This window comes from Serratia sp. CY47280 (assembly GCF_052168655.1).
GTDB lineage: Bacteria > Pseudomonadota > Gammaproteobacteria > Enterobacterales > Enterobacteriaceae > Serratia > Serratia bockelmannii.
This window is the reverse complement of the sequence record NZ_JBJNMG010000001.1, coordinates 801,886-820,987: the sequence shown is the minus strand read 5'-3', so window position 1 is coordinate 820,987 and position 19,102 is coordinate 801,886. Positions and strand designations below refer to the sequence as shown.

General features: G+C 59.7%; 17 protein-coding genes. 9 read left to right on the top strand and 8 right to left on the bottom strand.

Annotation, left to right across the window (positions count from 1 at the left end; genetic code table 11):
- The first annotated feature begins 59 nt into the window (after positions 1–59).
- From pspD to tyrR, 4 genes are all read left to right on the top strand, one after another.
- Complete coding sequence (gene pspD, locus ACJ8J4_RS03910) at positions 60–326, top strand: phage shock protein PspD (RefSeq protein WP_025302999.1); 267 nt, start codon at positions 60–62, stop codon at positions 324–326.
- Positions 307–1,704 carry a YcjX family protein gene (locus ACJ8J4_RS03905; protein WP_025302998.1) on the top strand — a complete coding sequence of 466 codons (1,398 nt, stop codon included), beginning with the start codon at positions 307–309 and terminating at the stop codon, positions 1,702–1,704. Before pspD ends, ACJ8J4_RS03905 begins: the two co-directional genes overlap by 20 nt.
- Positions 1,701–2,762, top strand: a complete 1,062-nt coding sequence (locus tag ACJ8J4_RS03900; RefSeq protein ID WP_004930545.1) for a YcjF family protein — start codon at positions 1,701–1,703, stop codon at positions 2,760–2,762. Before ACJ8J4_RS03905 ends, ACJ8J4_RS03900 begins: the two co-directional genes overlap by 4 nt.
- Positions 2,763–3,075: 313 nt before the next feature.
- Positions 3,076–4,647: a transcriptional regulator TyrR gene (gene tyrR / locus ACJ8J4_RS03895; RefSeq protein WP_025302997.1), complete on the top strand. Its 1,572-nt coding sequence runs from the start codon at positions 3,076–3,078 to the stop codon at positions 4,645–4,647.
- A 57-nt stretch (positions 4,648–4,704) separates the two neighbouring features.
- Here the strand turns inward: tyrR and tpx are convergent, their stop codons facing one another.
- Positions 4,705–5,208 (bottom strand): thiol peroxidase, encoded by a 504-nt coding sequence (gene tpx / locus ACJ8J4_RS03890; RefSeq protein ID WP_004930536.1) that lies wholly within the window; start codon positions 5,206–5,208, stop codon positions 4,705–4,707.
- Between the two features lie 225 nt (positions 5,209–5,433).
- Between tpx and ycjG the strand changes: the two genes are divergently transcribed.
- The gene (gene ycjG / locus ACJ8J4_RS03885) at positions 5,434–6,408 is read left to right on the top strand and encodes an L-Ala-D/L-Glu epimerase (protein ID WP_043143636.1); all 975 of its coding nucleotides are present in this window, start codon (positions 5,434–5,436) and stop codon (positions 6,406–6,408) included.
- A gap of 3 nt (positions 6,409–6,411) precedes the next feature.
- Here ycjG and mpaA read toward each other — a convergent pair whose 3' ends face one another.
- Positions 6,412–7,119, bottom strand: a complete 708-nt coding sequence (gene mpaA / locus ACJ8J4_RS03880) for a murein tripeptide amidase MpaA (RefSeq protein ID WP_060433156.1) — start codon at positions 7,117–7,119, stop codon at positions 6,412–6,414.
- Between the two features lie 206 nt (positions 7,120–7,325).
- Here mpaA and ACJ8J4_RS03875 point away from each other — a divergent pair, with 206 nt between their 5' ends.
- Positions 7,326–7,676 (top strand): hypothetical protein, encoded by a 351-nt coding sequence (locus ACJ8J4_RS03875; protein WP_025302994.1) that lies wholly within the window; start codon positions 7,326–7,328, stop codon positions 7,674–7,676.
- Between the two features lie 158 nt (positions 7,677–7,834).
- Positions 7,835–9,469: a peptide ABC transporter substrate-binding protein gene (locus ACJ8J4_RS03870; RefSeq protein WP_049205471.1), complete on the top strand. Its 1,635-nt coding sequence runs from the start codon at positions 7,835–7,837 to the stop codon at positions 9,467–9,469.
- A gap of 160 nt (positions 9,470–9,629) precedes the next feature.
- Here the strand turns inward: ACJ8J4_RS03870 and ACJ8J4_RS03865 are convergent, their stop codons facing one another.
- The 3 genes from ACJ8J4_RS03865 to ACJ8J4_RS03855 all read right to left on the bottom strand — a co-directional run bounded on the left by ACJ8J4_RS03865 (position 9,630) and on the right by ACJ8J4_RS03855 (position 11,817).
- Positions 9,630–9,878: a hypothetical protein gene (locus ACJ8J4_RS03865; RefSeq protein WP_004930507.1), complete on the bottom strand. Its 249-nt coding sequence runs from the start codon at positions 9,876–9,878 to the stop codon at positions 9,630–9,632.
- Between the two features lie 194 nt (positions 9,879–10,072).
- The gene (locus ACJ8J4_RS03860; protein WP_197835965.1) at positions 10,073–11,164 is read right to left on the bottom strand and encodes a hypothetical protein; all 1,092 of its coding nucleotides are present in this window, start codon (positions 11,162–11,164) and stop codon (positions 10,073–10,075) included.
- On the bottom strand, positions 11,116–11,817 hold the full coding sequence (locus ACJ8J4_RS03855; RefSeq protein ID WP_049205467.1) for a hypothetical protein: 702 nt from the start codon (positions 11,815–11,817) through the stop codon (positions 11,116–11,118). Before ACJ8J4_RS03855 ends, ACJ8J4_RS03860 begins: the two co-directional genes overlap by 49 nt.
- A 154-nt stretch (positions 11,818–11,971) precedes the next feature.
- On the opposite strand from ACJ8J4_RS03855, the gene zntB reads away from it, so the two are divergent.
- Entirely contained in the window at positions 11,972–12,955 is a 984-nt protein-coding gene (gene zntB, locus ACJ8J4_RS03850) for a zinc transporter ZntB (RefSeq protein WP_025302990.1), read from the top strand.
- A 218-nt stretch (positions 12,956–13,173) separates the two neighbouring features.
- Here the strand turns inward: zntB and ACJ8J4_RS03845 are convergent, their stop codons facing one another.
- Both ACJ8J4_RS03845 and ttcA read right to left on the bottom strand, forming a co-directional pair.
- Entirely contained in the window at positions 13,174–13,572 is a 399-nt protein-coding gene (locus tag ACJ8J4_RS03845) for a VOC family protein (protein WP_025302989.1), read from the bottom strand.
- 146 nt (positions 13,573–13,718) lie between these two features.
- On the bottom strand, positions 13,719–14,657 hold the full coding sequence (gene ttcA / locus ACJ8J4_RS03840) for a tRNA 2-thiocytidine(32) synthetase TtcA (RefSeq protein ID WP_025302988.1): 939 nt from the start codon (positions 14,655–14,657) through the stop codon (positions 13,719–13,721).
- Positions 14,658–14,951: 294 nt separating this feature from the next.
- Here ttcA and ACJ8J4_RS03835 point away from each other — a divergent pair, with 294 nt between their 5' ends.
- Complete coding sequence (locus tag ACJ8J4_RS03835) at positions 14,952–15,266, top strand: hypothetical protein (RefSeq protein ID WP_025302987.1); 315 nt, start codon at positions 14,952–14,954, stop codon at positions 15,264–15,266.
- A gap of 86 nt (positions 15,267–15,352) precedes the next feature.
- Here the strand turns inward: ACJ8J4_RS03835 and nifJ are convergent, their stop codons facing one another.
- Entirely contained in the window at positions 15,353–18,886 is a 3,534-nt protein-coding gene (nifJ, locus tag ACJ8J4_RS03830; protein ID WP_264383568.1) for a pyruvate:ferredoxin (flavodoxin) oxidoreductase, read from the bottom strand.
- Between the last annotated feature and the right edge of the window lie 216 nt (positions 18,887–19,102).

Genomic DNA, 19,102 nt, shown 5'->3' with positions numbered 1-19,102 from the left:
CTTCGCCGCCGTTATCCCGTTGAATGTAACCTTAATCTCTTGTGCCGGAGGGCATTGTCATGAATAAAATCGATGTTGCAAACACCGCCAGAACGGGTGGATTTAAACGAGGAGCGGCGGCAATGTTGAAGACATTGGCTAAAGTCATCATCATAGCGTTATTGAACTATGGCCCGGCGGGCGCCGCCGGCTGGCTGCTGAAAACCGTCGGCCGTAAACCGGTGCGCGTCGTGCTGGCGCTGGTGCTGGAACCGCTGTTCCGTAAAGGCCTGAACAAGGCATTCGGGCGTTACGTCAAGGAGAGCAATGAAACGACTGCAAAATGAGTTAACCTCGCTGGTCAACCGCGGAATGGATCGCCATCTGCGCCTGGCAGTGACCGGCCTGAGCCGCAGCGGCAAAACCGCCTTTATCACCGCCTTCGTCAACCAACTGCTGCATGTGCACAGCGGCGCGCGCATGCCGCTGTTTTCACCGGTGCGCGAAGAGCGCCTGCTGGGCGTCAAACGCATCCCGCAACGCGATCTCGGCATCCAGCGTTTCACCTATGACGAAGGGCTGGCGCAGCTGTACGGCACGCCGCCGGCCTGGCCGACGCCGACGCGCGGCGTCAGCGAAATCCGGCTGGCGCTGCGTTACCGCTCCAACGATTCGCTGCTGCGGCACTTCAAAGACACCTCCACGCTGTACCTGGAGATCGTCGATTATCCGGGCGAATGGTTGCTGGATCTGCCGATGCTCGAACAGGATTACCTGGCCTGGTCGCGCCAGATGACCGGGCTGCTGCAGGGCGAACGCGCCGAATGGGCCAAGCCCTGGCTTGAACTGTGCAAGGCCTGCGATCCGCTGGCCCCGGCCGACGAAAACCGGCTGGCGGCGATCGCCCAGGCCTACACCGATTATCTGTTGCGCTGCAAAAGCGAAGGGCTGCACTTCATTCAGCCGGGGCGTTTCGTGCTGCCGGGCGACATGGCCGGCGCGCCGGCGCTGCAGTTTTTCCCGTGGCCCGACGTGGCCGCGATCGGCGAATCGAAGCTGGCGCAGGCCGACAAACACACCAACATCGGCATGTTGCGCGCTCGCTTCAACTACTACTGCCAGTCGATCGTCAAAAACTTCTACAAAGAACACTTCGTTCGTTTCGATCGTCAAATCGTGCTGGTTGACTGCCTGCAGCCGCTCAACAGCGGCCCGCAGGCGTTCAACGACATGCGCCTGGCGTTGACCCAACTGATGCAGAGCTTCCATTACGGCAAGCGCACGCTGTTTCGCCGCTTGTTCTCGCCGACCATCGACAAACTGATGTTCGCCGCCACCAAGGCGGACCATATCACCGCCGATCAGCACGCCAATCTGGTGTCATTGCTGCAGCAGCTGGTGCAAGAGGCGTGGCAGAACGCGGCGTTCGAGGGCATTAGCATGGATTGCGTCGGCCTGGCCTCGGTGCAGGCGACCGAGAGCGGCATCGTCGATCACCAGGGGCAACGCATTCCGGCATTGAAGGGCAACCGCCTGAGCGACGGCGCGCCGCTGACGGTGTTCCCCGGCGAAGTGCCCGCCCGCCTGCCGGGACCGGCGTTCTGGCAGAACCAGGGGTTCCACTTCGATGAGTTTCGTCCGCGCGCCATGAGCGTGGACAGCCCGTTGCCGCACATCCGCCTGGATGCGGTGATGGAGTTTTTATTGGGAGACAAATTGCGATGAGCGAGCCGATCAAACCGCGTATCGATTTTGACGAGCCGCTGCAGCCGCCGCAGGAGCCGGCGTTGCGCGCCGGCGTCGCTTTCGATGCCGAACAGGCAGAAAGCTTTTTCCCGGCGGCGCCGGAACTGCAGCAGGAAGAGGAAGAAGGGCGCGCTGAAGGCATCATCAACGCCGCGCTGAAACCTAAACGCAGCCTGTGGCGCAAAATGGTCACTGCCGGGCTGGCGCTGTTCGGCGTCAGCGTGGTGGCGCAGGGCGTGCAGTGGGTGCATACCGCCTGGGTGCAACAGGACTGGATCGCCATGGGCGGCGGCGTGGCCGGCGGCCTGATCGTGTTCGCCGGCGTCGGTTCGGTGGTCACCGAATGGCGGCGTTTGTATCGGCTGCGCCAGCGCGCGGAAGAGCGCGACGTGGCGCGCGAGCTGTTGCACAGCCACGGGCTGGGGCAAGGGCGCGAATTCTGCGAGAAGCTGGCGCGTCAGGCCGGGCTGGATCAGGGGCATCCGGCGTTGCAGCGCTGGCAGGCCTCGCTGCATGAAACCCAAAATGACCGTGAAGTGGTGGAGCTGTACGCCAAGCTGGTACAGCCAGTGCTCGACAACCAGGCGCGGCGCGAAATCAGCCGCTCCGCCGCCGAATCGACGCTGATGATTGCCGTCAGCCCGTTGGCGCTGGTGGACATGGCGTTTATCGCCTGGCGCAACATCCGTTTGATTAACCGCATCGCGGCGCTGTACGGCATCGAACTGGGTTACTTCAGCCGCATTCGTCTGTTCCGGCTGGTGCTGCTCAACATCGCCTTCGCCGGCGCCTCTGAACTGGTGCGTGAAGTGGGCATGGACTGGATGTCGCAGGATCTGGCGGCGCGGCTGTCGGCGCGCGCGGCGCAGGGCATCGGCGCCGGGTTGTTGACCGCGCGGCTGGGCATCAAGGCGATGGAGCTGTGTCGCCCGCTGCCGTGGCTGGAAGGGGAAAAACCGAAGCTTGGCGATTTCCGCAGCCAGCTGATCGGCCAGTTGAAAGACACGCTGAAAAAGAGCGACGGCAAGGCCAAATAACCCCGCGACGGCGCTCCCAGGAGCGCCGTTTTCTCAACGGCACCGACGCCGGACGTAATCGAGACTTGACGATAGTCGATCCCCCTGTGATTGCGTGATAAATCTCTGCAAAATTAATTCTGATTGTGATAACTCTCTGTTTGTAGGCTAAAATGACGCCGATGCTGTTATCCGCTTGCGTTTAAAATCAGCAACCACGGCAATAAATCAGAGTTCTGTCAACTTTTGCTGACAGATCGCTTCTACCGCCCGGTGCGAGGGAGTATCATCATCGTCAACGATCCCCGCACCTGCAGAGATAAGGCCAACACTGATGCGTTTGGAAGTATTTTGCGAAGACCGCCTCGGTCTCACTCGAGAATTACTCGATCTTTTGGTATCGCGCAGCATTGACTTACGTGGCATCGAAATCGATCCCATCGGCCGCATTTACCTCAATTTCTCCCAGCTGGATTTCGATACTTTCCGCGCGCTGATGGCGGAGATCCGCCGCATCGCCGGCGTGACAGACGTGCGCACCGTCAGCTTTATGCCTTCCGAACGCGAACATCGCGCGCTGCGTGCGCTGCTGGAATCGATGCCGGAACCGGTGTTCTCTATCGACATGAAGGGCAAGGTCGAGCTGGCCAACCCGGCGGCGCAGGCGCTGTTCAGCCTGAACGAAGACAAGATCCGCAACCAGACCGCCGGGGCGCTGATCGGCGGCTATAACTTCAGCCGTTGGCTGGAGAGCGAGCATACGGCGCCGCACGCCGAGCGGGTGGTGATCCGCAGCCAGGACTTCCTGATGGACATCACGCCCATCTATCTGGAAGACGAACAGCAGCAGGCGGCCGCGGTCGGCGCGGTGGTGATGCTGAAGTCCACCGCGCGCATGGGCCGCCAGTTGCAAAATCTATCGGTGAACGACGATACCGAATTCGACCACATCGTGGCGGTGAGCGCCAAGATGCGTCACGTGCTGGAGCAGGCGCGCAAGCTGGCGATGCTCGATGCGCCGCTGCTGATCGTCGGCGATACCGGTACCGGCAAGGATATTCTGGCCCGCGCCTGCCATTTGCGCAGCCCGCGTGGCAAACAGCCGTTCCTGGCGCTGAACTGCGCCGCGCTGCCGGATGACGTGGTGGAGAGCGAACTGTTCGGCCATGCGCCGGGCGCTTATCCCAACGCGCTGGAAGGCAAGAAGGGCTTCTTCGAGCAGGCCAACGGCGGTTCGGTGCTGCTGGATGAGATCGGCGAAATGTCGCCGCGTATGCAGACCAAGCTGCTGCGTTTCCTCAACGACGGCACGTTCCGCCGCGTTGGCGAAGAGCATGAGGTGCACGTCGACGTGCGCGTGATCTGCGCCACCCAGAAAAACCTTACCGAGCTGGTGCAGCGCGGCGAATTCCGCGAAGATCTCTATTATCGCCTCAACGTACTGACCATCACCATCCCGCCGCTGCGCGAACGTCCGCAGGACATCATGCCGTTGACCGAGCTGTTCGTGGCGCGTTTCGCCGATGAGCAGGGCGTGGCGCGGCCCAAGCTGGCGAACGATCTGGGCGGCTTCCTCAGCAAGTACGGCTGGCCGGGCAACGTGCGTCAGCTGAAAAACGCTATCTACCGCGCGCTGACGCAAACCGAAGGCTACGAACTGCGGCCACAGGATATCGTGTTGCCGGAGTTTGAGGTGGAGATGTCGCTGGGCGACGAGGTGCTGGACGGTTCGCTGGACGACATCAGCAAGCGTTTCGAACGCTCGGTGCTGACGCGCCTGTATCGCACCTATCCCAGCACCCGCAAGCTGGCGAAGCGGCTGGGCGTTTCCCATACCGCCATCGCCAACAAGCTGCGCGAGTATGGCCTGAGCAGCCGCAAAGGCGGCGCTGAGGGCGAAGAATAAGAAAGGCGCCTTGCGGCGCCTTTAATGGGTATCCAAAGCCGGCGTTCGCCGGCTTTGTTATTTCAGCGCAGCCAGCGCCGCGTCGTAGTCAGGCTCGGTGGTGATTTCGTTCACCAGCTCGCTGTACAGCACGTTGTCCTGGCCATCCAGCACCACGACCGCACGCGCGGTCAGGCCTGCCAACGGGCCTTCGGCGATTTCGACGCCGTACGCCTGCTTGAACTCGGCGCCGCGCAGGGTAGACAGGGTAACCACGTTGCTCAGGCCTTCCGCGCCGCAGAAGCGAGACTGCGCGAACGGCAGATCGGCGGAGATGCACAGCACCACGGTGTTATCCAGGCCGCTGGCCAGCTGGTTGAATTTACGCACCGACGTCGCGCAGACGCCGGTATCGATGCTTGGGAAGATGTTCAGGACTTTGCGTTTACCCGCGAAGCTGCTCAGCGCCACGTCTGACAGGTCTTTGGCAACCAGCGAGAAGGCCTTGGCCTGTTCGCCCTGCTGTGGCAGTTTGCCTGCTACGCTGACCGGATTGCCTTGAAAATGTACTGTCTGAGTCATTGCTAGATTCCTTTTACAGGTGTTTATACAAAGGGTATGAACCTGATGAAACGGCGCGCCGGCAACGGCATTTAACATCAGGTTCACACCCTGGCGCCAGTTTATGACAACCGGGGCGGATTGGATATCAAAGTTTGCTAAATAGTTGTATATATTAGGCTGTTCTATAAAACATCACCGGCGCATCAGCCTGGCTGAATGCGCAGTTTTCGCTCAGGAGCCGTTATGAGAGACATGCGTTTTTACCCGGAAGCCTGGCCGCTGCATACTGCCTTCGTGATTGCGCGCGGCAGCCGCACCGAAGCCCGGGTGGTGGTGGTCGAAATCGAACAGCAGGGCGTGCGCGGCACCGGTGAATGTACGCCGTACCCGCGTTACGGCGAGAGCGAGGAATCGGTGATGGCACAGCTGGCAGAGATGGCGCCGGCGATCGCACAAGGCATGACCCGCGAACAGCTGCTGGTGCAGATGCCGGCGGGCGCCGCCCGCAACGCGCTGGATTCGGCGCTGTGGGATCTGGAGTGTCGCCTGCACGGGCAGAGCCTGTGGCAGCGCAGCGGTGTGACGGCCCCGGCGCATATCCGTATGGCGCAGACCGTCAGCATCGGCACGCCGGAAGCGATGGCCTTCGCCGCGCGTGAACTGGAGCAGCAGGGCGCCACGCTGCTGAAGATCAAACTCGACGATCACTATATCAGCGAACGATTGGTAGCGATCCGCGCCGCGGTACCGCAGGCGACGCTGATCGTCGACGCCAATGAGTCCTGGCAGGCGGAAGGGCTGGCGGCGCGCTGCCAGCTGCTGGCCGATCTCGGCGTGGCGATGCTGGAGCAGCCGCTGCCGGCCGGTGACGACGCTGCGTTGGAGCACTTTATCCATCCGCTGCCGATCTGCGCCGATGAGAGCTGCCACACTCGTGCCGATCTGCCGCGGCTGGCGCAACGCTATCAGATGGTCAATATCAAACTGGACAAAACCGGCGGCTTGACTGAGGCGTTGGCGCTGGCGCAGGCCGCGCGCGAACAAGGGTTCGCCATCATGCTCGGCTGCATGTTGTGCACGTCGCGCGCGATATCCGCCGCCTTGCCGCTGGCGCCGGCGGCGCGCTTCGTCGATCTGGACGGCCCGACCTGGCTGGCGCGGGACGTTGAACCGGGTCTGGCGTTCGAATGCGGGGCGATCGTCGATATCGCCCCGTAGGGATTAATTCGGGTAGGTCAGCAGCTCGATCATCGCGTCGATGTAGCGCTCGCTGGCGGCATCGGCGGAGATCGGCGGGAATTCGGCGGTGATGCACGGCAGCGACAGATCTGCGCACCAGCTGCCGAACGAACCGGGCGTTTCATAGCCGACGCTGGTCACCAGCGGCAGTTCGAACTTGTGCGACAGCCAAACGCCGAGCCGCGAGCTGGCGGGATCTTCGATGCAGGCCAGCGGTTCGTGGAACGACACCACCCAGTGCGGCTTCAGACGATGGATCAGATGACATAGCGCCTGGGTTTCCGGTTCGGAACCGGGGCGCCCACCGGTGGAGAGCTTGACGTCGCGCACCGGCGCCGCGCTGTTCCAGCGGTAGACGGTGTCGCCGGAGCGCCAGTTGGCAGCCGGGAAGTTGCGGTTCAGATCGACGCCGTTGGCATTGGCGCGCAGCCCCAGCTGACAGCCGTCGGGGTTGACCGCCAGCACCACGTGGTGGCGCAACTGTTCGGGGGCGATGCTGCGCAGCGCGCAAGATAGGGTCACGATGGCGGCGCTCTCATCGCCGTGGGTGCCGGCGATGATAAGCCCGGTCTCCGGGCCGCTGATCGCCGCCGGGAAATAGAGCAGCGGCGCGCCCAGCAGCGAGCTGCCGTAGTTCTCTCCTGCGATGGCCAACTGGCCACGTTCACTGCGTGGTCGATGTTCGGTCATGGTGTTGTCCCTGGATTAAAGGTCGAGAGTCATTGTCATTTTATTCAGTGTATTACGCTTTGAGGCATCTTTCCCATCGCAATTGTGCGACGTTTGCGCAATCTGTGACGCCGCGGCGGTGAAAACGCCAATTAAACCGCACCTGGCCTGACGCTGTTGTTATACTAACGGCAGAGCTAAGCCAATCACCCGCAAGAGGATTTAACATGCCAGTAGCCAGAATCATCGCCAGCTATAGCGAAAATGAAAATGACACCATCACGCTGCTGTGCGGCGTGGATGCTGAAAACCAGATCCGTCAGGGGGAATGGTTCGGCGTGGTGAAAAATGACGACGGGCGCGGGGACGAATCGAACTATCCGTTCACCCTGCATATCGATTACCAAAAAGATGTCTTCTACCTCGACTACGGCTACGACGACGCCGACGCGCGCCAGCTGCAAAAAACCGATATCTCGGCCCGTCCGCTGGCCGAGAAAGGCTTTTTCACCGTGTTCGATGAAGAAGAGGGTGAAGAGTTCAGCTACCGCATCAACAGCATCCACCTGTACGACTGACGGTCGCCGCTGCAAACACCGCCCGTGCCGCCCTGCGCCGCACGGGTTTTTTATTGCCTGAATCGCACTTTTTGCAACTTCTCGGCCGTGAGCGCTAGGCCGGACGGATCTTGTGCTATATGATAAAAAATTCAGATGGTTAACGGGGGTAAATCATAATGACGGGAAGAAAAATGCAACGGGGTTTTCGTTTGGCGCTTTGCGCGGCGGCGATCGGCGCCTGTATGAGCAGCGCTATGGCGGCGCAGGTTCCCCCGGGCACCGCGTTGGCGGCCAAACAGGAAATCGTGCGCCACATTAAAGACGAACCGGCCTCGCTCGATCCGATTAAAGCGGTAGGCCTGCCGGAGGCACAGCTGGCGCGCGACCTGTTCGAAGGGCTGGTCAATCAGGACGCCAATGGGAAAGTGATCCCCGGCGTTGCCACGCGCTGGCAGACCAGCGATAACCAGACTTATATTTTCCATCTGCGCAAAGATGCGCGTTGGTCAAACGGTGACCCTGTCACGGCAAAAGACTTCGTCTACAGCTGGCAGCGGCTGGTCGAACCGAAAAACCTGTCGCCGTTCGCCTGGTTCGCGCAGTTAGCGGGGATCCAGAACGCCGAGCAGATCATCAGCGGCAAACTGCCGGCCGATCGCTTGGGCGTGTCGGCGCCGGACGACTACACGCTCAAGGTGCAGTTGGACAAGCCGGTGCCGTACTTCGTCAGCCTGACGGCTAACTTCAGCCTGTTCCCGGTGAATAAGGCGGTGGTGGAAAAATACGGCAACGACTGGACCAAGGTCGGCAATCTGGTGGGCAACGGCGCGTTCAAACTGCAAGAGCGGGTGGTGAACGAGAAGCTGGTGCTGACGCCTAACGATCATTACTGGGATCATGCGCAAACCGTGCTGACCAAAGTGACCTTCGTGCCGATCAATCAGGAATCCAACGCCACCAAGCGTTACCTGGCGGGCGATATTGACATCACCGAATCCTTCCCGAAAAACATGTATCAGAAGCTGCTGAAAGATATTCCGGGGCAGGTGTACACGCCGGATCAGCTCGGCACCTATTACTACGCGTTCAACACCCAGCGCGCGCCGACCAACGACGTGCGGGTGCGCCAGGCCTTGTCCTACGCCATCGATCGCAAGATTATCGCGGAAAAAGTGCTGGGCACCGGCGAAAAACCGGCCTATCACTTCACGCCGGACGTGACTGCCGGGTTCAAACCGGAGGCGAGTTTGCTGCAACAGCAATCGCAGGCGGAGCTGGATGCGCAGGCCAAGGCGTTGTTGCAGGCGGCCGGTTACGGCCCGAACAACCCGCTGAAGCTGACGCTGTTGTATAACACCTCGGAAAGCCACCAGAAGATCGCCATCGCCGTGGCTTCAATGTGGAAGAAAAAGCTCGGCATTGACGTCAAGCTGCAAAACCAGGAGTGGAAAACCTATATCGACAGCCGTAATACCGGTAATTTCGACGTGATCCGCGCCTCCTGGGTAGGTGACTATAACGAGGCGTCGACCTTCCTGTCGCTGTTGACCTCTACCCACAGCGGCAACATTGCCAAGTTCAAGAACGCGGACTACGACAAGCTGCTGGCGCAGGCGGGGCGGGAAACCAACCCGGCGGCGGTGACCGCCGATTACAACAAGATGGAGCAAATCATTGCCGATCAGGCACCGATCGCGCCGATTTACCAGTACACCAACGGCCGCCTGATCAAACCGTGGGTAAAAGGCTACCCGATCACCAATCCGGAAGACGTGGCCTATAGCCAAACGATGTATATTATCAAACACTGATTGGGCTTATTTTTCACCCCCGCATAACGCGGGGGATTTATTTTTATTGACGGTTAAATGAAGAAGGTAATTAATTTATCCACGCGATAAACCCCGTTTAATAATAAACAGGGTTGCCATCATCACATTATTTTTTTGCTATTTCAGAGAGCGGTTACGCTTATAGACAGTCCCGCATGGCATCCACCACCACACGGCCGCTCATGTCGGTTTGGGTGATGCGATAGCTGGTGGGATAAGAGCGGCGAGTGCTGAAACGATCGTGGACGGAGACCTTGCCAATCTGCAGGCCGGCGGCGTTTTTTACCACGAATTCACTGATCTCTTCCTGCCCCTGGTTTTGCAAATGGATATTGCTGATTTTTTCCAGCGTATCGCTGGCGTTTATTTTTAAATGGTCGCGTAACATAACTACCTCCTCGTAGTGAGAAAAGTATATGCCCCTAAAATTTGCGCTGAAACAGCTTTATGTAGATTTATTATTATCATTTTGAATTAAAAGTGATAGCAATATGTTAAGTCATAATAATAACGGCATTACCAGTGCTTTATCGGCGATATTGCCCGATTTATCGGCAATGGTTTATTTCATTACCGTTATTATTAGTCTGCATTAATCGGGAAAAGCGCCTGCCTGGCCGCCGGGGCGGGAAAGACGCAGGCGACGTTGTGCCCGCAGCCGGGAACGATCGTTAACCGATGCGGCTTCTTCGGCGCCAGGTAACGCCGGTCATAGTCGGCATAGGCCAGGGCGCGCTGCAACCGGTAGGGGCCCTGCAGCTGGGCGGCGCAGGATTTGTCGAGTATCCGATAGTAGGCGCCCGGCGCGGTGCCGGTATCCTCGGCGGCGGCCAGATAGGTGATATCGGCGGCGGCGTAACGCCGGCGCGCCGTGTCTGCGGTGCGTTGTAGATGAACGGGAAGCGCTTCCAGGCCGTATTTCCACTGGTTAGCCTGTGGGCACTGGCCGCCATTCACCGTTTGCCAACGGAATTGACAGGTTTTTTCACTGCCGCAGCTTCCCCAGCTTGTGGGCTGAGGACGCAGATTCTCAAAGTAGAGCCAGCTGCCGGGATCGGCCACCACATAGCGCAGACGCACCCCGTTTGGCGGATGGGCAAAGCCGACATAGTGCTGCACGAACTGGGCGCCGGCGGAAAAACCGGCCACGGTTATCGACTGCAGCGATGGCCAGCGCCGTTTCAGATCGGCCAGCAGGTTATCCAGGGCGTTGAACGAACCGGTTTTCCCGCTATTATCCAAATCGCCTGCGATCCAGGAGCCGCAGCGCCACAGGGCATCGCCGTCTTGCGGTGACGGGAGCCCGGCGGAATGGCAATGAACGGCAAGTTTCTCCGGCACCTGGAACAGCGGGGCGACCAATAAGCCATTGTCTCCCGCTTCCTGCGCGGCATCGATCGCCGCTTGCAACGTCTTGGCGACATCGCGCGGGCGGCCGTGCATCACCACCAGTGCGGTGCGCGGCTGGCGGGAGTGAGCGTGAGCGACAAAATAAGGCAGTGAACCCGCCGCCGTCGGCGCGTGATAGGGCGTGGCGAGGCGTTCTAATACCGGCTCTGCACGAACCGATTGGCCGAACAGCAGCAGGGCGGCCATTGCGATGTAGCGCAGGCGGCGCATCCTCGTCAGGTTCGGCGCAGCGCAGTGCGCAGTTGTCTCAGGACTTCCCGGCATCGTTGTTCCTCACGCGCTCGTTGATAGTAGCGATAAAAGGCGCGTTCCGAACTGAGGTTACCCGCCAGCGCCAGTTGCCTGAAGATTAAGTATGTCAGACTGAGCATGATGATAATAAATATAAAGCCGGGGAACAGCAGCTGCCAGCCGTCGGTGATGCGCGCACCGGACATAAACACCAGCGACGGCGCGATAACCAGCACGCCAAGCTGCCGCAAGCCCCATTGCGCCAGCACAGGCATTAGCACCAACAGAGTGACGAATAGCAGGTATTTCAACAGATAGCGACAGGAAAGCAGCGAGCGTTTTAACGCACTGTTGGCGCGTCGTTGCAAAACGAAACCCTCGGACGTGGTGCGCAGGATCTGCTGTCGGCCGCCAGTAGGTCTGTAGCGCTCCAGCGCCGTTACGCCGTCCGGCAGTGCCAGCAATTGCTGCAACTCCTCAAGCCCGACGGTTTTGCTACCGATGTAATCCCTAAACAGTAAGAGCTGCATGCGCTCACTGTGGGGCTTCTCGACGGATTCGAGTAGCTTGAGCAGCTTGTCATGGTTTTCCCGCCGAATACGAAATGGCGTTTTAACAACGGCGATAAACAGGGTGATAACGGTCAAACTGACTTTGAGAATATCTGCGGCGCTGATCTCAAACATGGGGGCTTCCTGTCGTTGCGATGTGTTCCCTAAGGCCAGAAGTATAGAGCACGTTTTTCACCTGGCGTGAAAACTGGCGTTACAGCTTGGCCTTTGATCTCCAAGGCGTTAAGGCTAGACTCAGCAACATAAGTAAGACTGAGGGGATAAATGAATGGATGTGATTGAGGGGAGCGAGCTGCAGATCGCCGATGCGGTTTACGCCTACCAGTTGGACGGCAAGGGCGGCGTCACGCCGATCGAGCAAGATGACAAGATCACCTGCGACGCGCCGTGCTGGCTGCATCTTGATTACGCGCACCCGGCCAGCGCCGAATGGCTGAGCACCACGCCGCTGCTGCCGGACTCGGTGCGCGAAGCGCTCTCCGGCGAAAGCTCTCGGCCACGCGTCAGCCGCCAGGGCGAAGGCACCATGATCACCCTGCGCAGCATCAACTTCAACGCCAACTCACGGCCGGACCAGTTGGTCACCATCCGTGTGTACATCACCGATAAACTGATTATCTCCACGCGGCACCGCAAGGTGTATTCCATCGATCAGGTGGTGAACGATTTGCAAAGCGGCGCCGGGCCGACCAACAGCGGCAACTGGCTGGTGGAGATTTCCGATGCGTTGACCGATCACACCAGCGAATTCATTGAGGATCTGCACGACAAGATTATCGATCTGGAGGACGCCTTGCTGGAACAGCAGGTGCCGGAGCGTGGTCAGCTGGCGTTGATCCGTAAACAGCTTATCGTGCTGCGCCGTTACATGGCGCCGCAGCGTGACGTTTTCGCACGGCTGGCCAGCGACCGCCTGCCGTGGATGAGCGACGACGATCGCCGCCGCATGCAGGACATCGCCGATCGCCTGGGGCGCGGGTTGGACGATCTGGACGGCAGCATCGCGCGCACCGCTATCTTGTCCGACGAAATCACCACGGTGATGGCCGACGCGATGAACCGCCGCACTTACACCATGTCATTGTTAGCGATGGTCTTTTTACCTACCACCTTCCTGACCGGGCTGTTTGGCGTCAACCTTGGCGGCATACCGGGCGGCGGCAACCCCTTCGGTTTCGCGGCATTTTGCCTGATGCTGGTCGGGTTGGTGCTTGGCGTCGCCTGGTGGCTGAAGCGCAGCCGCTGGCTGTAGGTGAAAATGACGAAAACCCGGTTAACATTGAGCAAAATCAACATTTAGCCGGGGGAAATGGGGCATGATCTCTCTCGCAGGTGAATGCAACGTCAAGCGATGGGCGTTGCGCTCCATAATTGTCTTACTTTCTTATTTTTGAATTACTGCATAGCACATTTGATTCGTACAATGCCGGTTTAATCACCGGCATTTTTTTATTCGGCTTCCCTTCTTCTTCAGGCCGCGCTTTCATCCCAGAAGCTGGCTTCAATCTTGTGCCCATCCAAATCCCGGACAAAGCAGCCGTAGTAAGCCTCACCGTAATGCGGCCGCGAACCGGGCGCGCCTTCATCGACGGCACCGGCCAGCAGCGCCTGGCGATGGAATTCATCCACCTGTTGCTTACTGGTGGCGAAAAAACCGACGTGCGTACCGTTGCCGGGTGAGGCCGGGCGGCCGTCGATCGGCACCTGCAGCCAAAACTCCGGGTAGTCGCGGCCGTAACCGATGGCGCCGGGATGCTCCAGCACCCGTCGGCATCCCAAGGCGGCCAGCGCACGATCGTAAAAGGCGGCGGCGGCCTCGAAATCGTTGGAGCCCAGCGAGATGTGGGACAGGCAGGGGGTAATATTCATTGCGCGATCTCCATATGACTGTATAAATAAACAGTATAGGGTAAAAACGGCACTGCCCAGTAAATTTTGCGCAAACTGTGAACAGGATCGAGATCGTCGAGAAAGGGAAATGTCGCCGCTCGCAGGATGGCAAGCGGCGAGGGGGCTTATTTGATTTCCAGCACGTTCAAACGTTCTGGCGCAGGTATCGCGTCGTCCGAGTCTTCCGGCTGCCAGCCGACCGGCTGCATCGGGATGTCTTCGCGATCGAAGGCCAAATCGCCGCCGTCTACTACGGCGCTCCCGTGGTGAATGCCCTTGAAATCGAACAGATTGATATCGCTCAGGTGCGAAGGCACCACGTTTTGCATGGCGCTGAACATGGTTTCCAGCCGGCCAGGATAGCGTTTGTCCCAGTCACGCAGCATATCGCCGATCACCTGGCGCTGCAGGTTAGGCTGCGAGCCGCACAGGTTGCATGGAATGATCGGGAACGCTTTGGCGATCGAGAAACGCTCGATGTCTTTCTCGCGGCAATAGGCCAGCGGGCGAATGACCACGTGCTTGCCGTCGTCGCTCATCAGTTTGGGCGGCATGCCTTTCATCTTGCCGCCGTAGAACATGTTGAGGAACAGCGTCTGCAGAATGTCGTCACGGTGATGGCCCAGCGCGATCTTGGTGGCACCCAGTTCGGTGGCGGTGCGGTACAGAATGCCGCGGCGCAGGCGCGAGCACAGTGAACAGGTGGTTTTGCCTTCCGGGATCTTGTCTTTGACGATGCTGTAGGTGTTCTCTTCGACGATCTTGTATTCCACCCCCAGGCTTTCCAGGTAGGCAGGCAAAATATGCTCAGGGAAGCCGGGCTGTTTCTGATCGAGATTCACCGCGATCAGCGAGAAGTTGATCGGCGCGCTCTGCTGCAGGTTACGCAGGATCTCCAGCATGGTGTAGCTGTCTTTACCGCCGGACAGGCAGACCATGATGCGGTCGCCTTCTTCAATCATATTGAAATCGGCGATCGCTTCGCCCACGTTGCGGCGCAGGCGCTTTTGCAATTTGTTCAGGTTGTACTGCTCTTTTTGGCTAACGGATTGCTTTTCTGACATTTAAATCGTGCTCATTCTCAATAGGGGGCACTAGGGGCATGGCGTTGTAGACCGCGAGTTTACCATTCAACCGGCCGATTTTGATCATTATTCATCATCCAGCCGCCACGCACCCGACGCGAGGTCTGTATGGTACGGATTGTAGCGATGAATACCAGCAGGTTTTTCAGCTCGCCGCTTTATCGGTTTCCCTTAAAAGCCTTCGCCGTCATTTGAACGAAGGCCTTGAGGGAACGTTGTTTCGCGGTGCAGGTCTCATCTCAGACAGAACTTACTTCGAGAGGCACTGAGAGCATGAAAGGAATCGCTGTTGTTGGATTTTACGCATCGTTTTTTGCCTACGCAGAAAACGCACTGGCGTTTGACACGATACCTGTTGGTCTGAGCGAACCGACCGAAACCGTGGTACTGGTACCGCGCGAGCAAAAAGAGCGTCTTGATGGCAAGGATAAGGGAGATGCACTTTATTGTTATTATGACGGGAAATTATTCTCGCTGGGCGCCACGTTCAAAGACAAGGTTTGCGCTTTAGCGGAGATTAAAACGGATAAGCCGTTCTCAGCACGCGTCATGGCCCAATGGATAAAAGAAAAAAGTGCGGCTCGCTAAGTGTGAAACCCCTGAGCATTGAGGCCCACCGCTGATTCAAACGGTATGTGAAAAACAGGGCGCGAATCGCTCGCGCCCTGAGGGGGTTACTCAGCGGCGGACTTTTCCGCCTTGCCGGCCAGCAGGCTGAGGAAATCGTATTTCTCCTTCAGCTCTTTCTCGGCGGCCTGATACAGCGCGCTGGCCACCTCCGGCTGCTGCGCGTTGAGGCGGCGGAAACGCTGTTCTTTCAGCAGCGTTTCCGACAGGTTGCTGTTTGGCGGCCGCGAATCCAGCGCCAATGCGGCCTTGCCCTCGGCGCTACGGCGCGGATCGAAGCGGTACAGCGGCCAGAAGCCGGTGGCGGTCAGCTGTTTCATCTGATCGTGGCTGAGCGCCAGATCGTAGCCGTGTTCTTCGCACGGGCTGTAGGCGATGATCAGCGACGGGCCCGGATAGGCCTCGGCCTCCTGAATCGCTTTCACCGTTTGGTTAAGCTGCGCCCCCAGCGAGATCTGCGCGACGTAGACATGGCCGTACATCATCATGCTGACGCCCAGATCCTTGCGCGCCTTGCGCTTGCCGTGCTCGCCGAACTTGGTCACCGCGCCGAGCGGCGTGGCTTTCGACTGCTGGCCGCCGGTGTTGGAGTAGCATTGGGTGTCGAGCACCAGCACGTTGACGTTCTCCGTCAGGCTGAGGACGTGATCCAACCCGCCGAAGCCGATGTCGTAGGCCCAGCCGTCCCCGCCGATCAGCCAGATGGATTTATCGACCAGGTAATCGGCGTCGGCCGCCAGTTGGCGTGCGTCTTCACCTTCAATACTCGTCAGCAGCGTGCGCAGTTCGGCGATTTGCTTACGGCGCGGCTCCGGCGCCACATCTTCCATCTGCAGGGCATTGACCAACTGCTCCGGCAGCTGCGGCGCCAGCGAATTCAGCAGGCGCAGCACCCGTGCGCGATGTTGATCGACCGTCAGACGGAAGCCCAGGCCGAATTCGGCGTTGTCTTCGAACAGCGAGTTGGCCCACGCCGGCCCGCGCCCTTCGGCGTTGGTGGTGTACGGCGTGGTCGGCAGATTGCCGCCGTAGATCGAGGAACAGCCGGTGGCGTTGGCGATCAGCAAACGGTCGCCATAGAGCTGGGTCAGCAGCTTGATGTACGGCGTTTCGCCGCAGCCGGAGCAGGCGCCGGAGTATTCGAACAGCGGCGTGATCAGCTGCGAGGTGCGAATGTCGATGCGCTCCAGCTGCGCTGGATCGATTTCCGGCAGCTGCAGGAAGAAGTCGTAGTTGTCTTTTTCCGCCGTCAGATTATCGAGGCGCGAAGCCATGTTGATGGCCTTGATCTCTGGGTTCTGGCGATCTTTCGCCGGGCAGACCTCGACGCACAGGTTACAGCCGGTGCAATCTTCCGGCGCCACTTGCAGTACGTATTTCTGGCCGCGCATATCGCGTGATTTGACATCCAGAGACTGCAGGGAAGCGGGGGCGTGTTCCATCTCCGACGGCTGAACCACTTTGGCGCGAATGGCGGAGTGCGGGCAGGCGGCGACGCAGTGGTTGCACTGGGTGCACAGATCGGGCTGCCAGACCGGGATCTCTTCGGCGATGTTGCGCTTTTCCCACTGGGTGGTGCCCACCGGCCAGGTGCCGTCCGGCGGGAAGGCGGAAACCGGCAGCGCATCGCCCAGCCCGGCCAGCATCGCGGCGGTAACGGTTTTGACGAAGTCCGGCGCGGCGTCCGAGACCACCGGTGGGCGCATCGGGCTGCTGTCGTCGACCGGCTGCAGTGGAATTTCAATCAGTGCGCCACGGGTGGCGCCCAGCGCCTGCCAGTTGCGCTCGACGATCTCCTGGCCCTTGTTGCTGTAGCTGCGCGCGATGGCATCCTGCAGCTGTTGCAGCGCCACGTCGCTTGGCAGGATCTGCGTCAGGTGGAAGAACGCCATCTGCATTACGGTGTTGATGCGCGCGCCGAGCCGGCATTCGCGCGCCAGCTTGGCGGCGTTGATGATATAGAAACGCGCCTGGCGTTGATACAGCAGCGCCTGTACCTCCTGCGGCAAGCGTGACCAGACCTCGTCGGCGCCGTAAGGGGTATTGAGCAGGAAGGTACCGCCGGGTTTGAGACGTTCAACCATCTGATACTTATCGATAAACTGCAGCTGGTGGCAGCCGACGAAATCCGCCTGGCTGACCAGATAGGCCGAATTGATCGGCTGCTCGCTGACGCGCAGATGCGACACCGTCAGGCCGCCGGCCTTTTTGGAGTCGTAGACGAAATAGCCCTGCGCATACAGCGGCGTGGCGTTGCCGATGATTTTGATGTTGTTCTTGGTGGCCGAGACCGAACCGTCGCTGCCCAAACCGTAGAACAGCGCTTCCAGCGAGGCGCGCTGCGGCAGGATTTCGTCGCTCAGCGGCAGTGAAAGCCCGGTGACATCATCGAAGATGCCGACGGTAAAGCGCGGGCGCGACTGCGGCTGGGCCAGCTCGCGAAACACCGCCAGCGCACAGTCCGGGCCGAACTCTTTCGACGACAGGCCGTAACGGCCGCCGATCACCCGCGGCAGCGTGGCGCGCTCACCCCGGCTGTAGGCCTCCGCCAGCGCGGTCATCACGTCCAGATACAGCGGTTCGGCCAGCGCGCCCGGTTCTTTGGTGCGATCGAGCACCGCGACGTTGCGCACGCTGTCCGGCAGCGCGCCGAGCAGGTATTTGGCGGAGAACGGCCGGAACAACCGGACTTTCAGCACGCCGACTTTCTCGCCGCGGGCCAGCAGGGTGTCAATCACCTCTTCGCAGGTGCCGGCGGCGGATCCCATCACCACCACCACGCGTTCGGCCTGCGGGTGGCCGTAGTAGTCGAACGGCCGATAGTGGCGGCCGGTGAGGGCGGCGAAGGCCGCCATGGCGTCGATCACGTGTTGGCCGGTGGCGTCATACCACGGGTTGGTGGCTTCGCGCGACTGGAAATAGGTGTCCGGGTTGGCGGAAGTGCCGCGCACCACCGGATGATCGGGCGACAGCGCCCGGCGGCGGTGAGCGTCGATCGCCGCCTGCGGCAGCATTTGCCGCAGCGTATCGTCGCTGAGCGGCACGATCTTGTTGATTTCGTGCGAGGTGCGGAACCCGTCGAAGAAGTGGATAAACGGCACGCGCGCGTTGAGAGTGGCGGTCTGTGAGATCAGCGCGAAGTCCTGCGCCTCCTGCACGTTGCTGGCGCACAGCATGGCGCAGCCGGTTTGGCGCACCGCCATCACGTCCGAATGGTCGCCGAAGATCGACAGCGCGTGTGTGGCTACGGTGCGGGCGGCGACGTGCAGCACGAACGGCGTCAGCTCTCCGGCCAGTTTGTACAGCGTCGGGATCATCAGCAGCAGACCCTGCGATGAAGTGAACGAAGTCGACAGTGCGCCGGTTTGCAAGGCGCCGTGCACGGTGGCGATCGCGCCGCCCTCAGACTGCATTTCCACCACCCGCGGAGTATCGCCCCAGATGTTTTGCCGGCCATCGCCGGACCAAGCGTCTGCTTGCTCCGCCATGGTGGAACTTGGCGTGATAGGGTAGATGGCAATCACTTCGTTGGTGCGATAGGCCACGGAAGCGACTGCGTTATTACCATCTGTAGTTATCATCGACATTACCTTTTCATTGCTCACAAAGCCGCGAAAGCACACTTTCGCAGTAATGGGAAAAAGTCTAACAGAGGGTTTGAACGTGGCTTTATCGCGTTTGTGTGGCGGGTGATAAATCGTCAATGGCGTATTTCCTCGCCGAATGAGATGCAGTGGCAATAAATTGTTTTGACCGTTTAAAGACAATTTATTTCCGGCGCGTCATAATTGCGCATC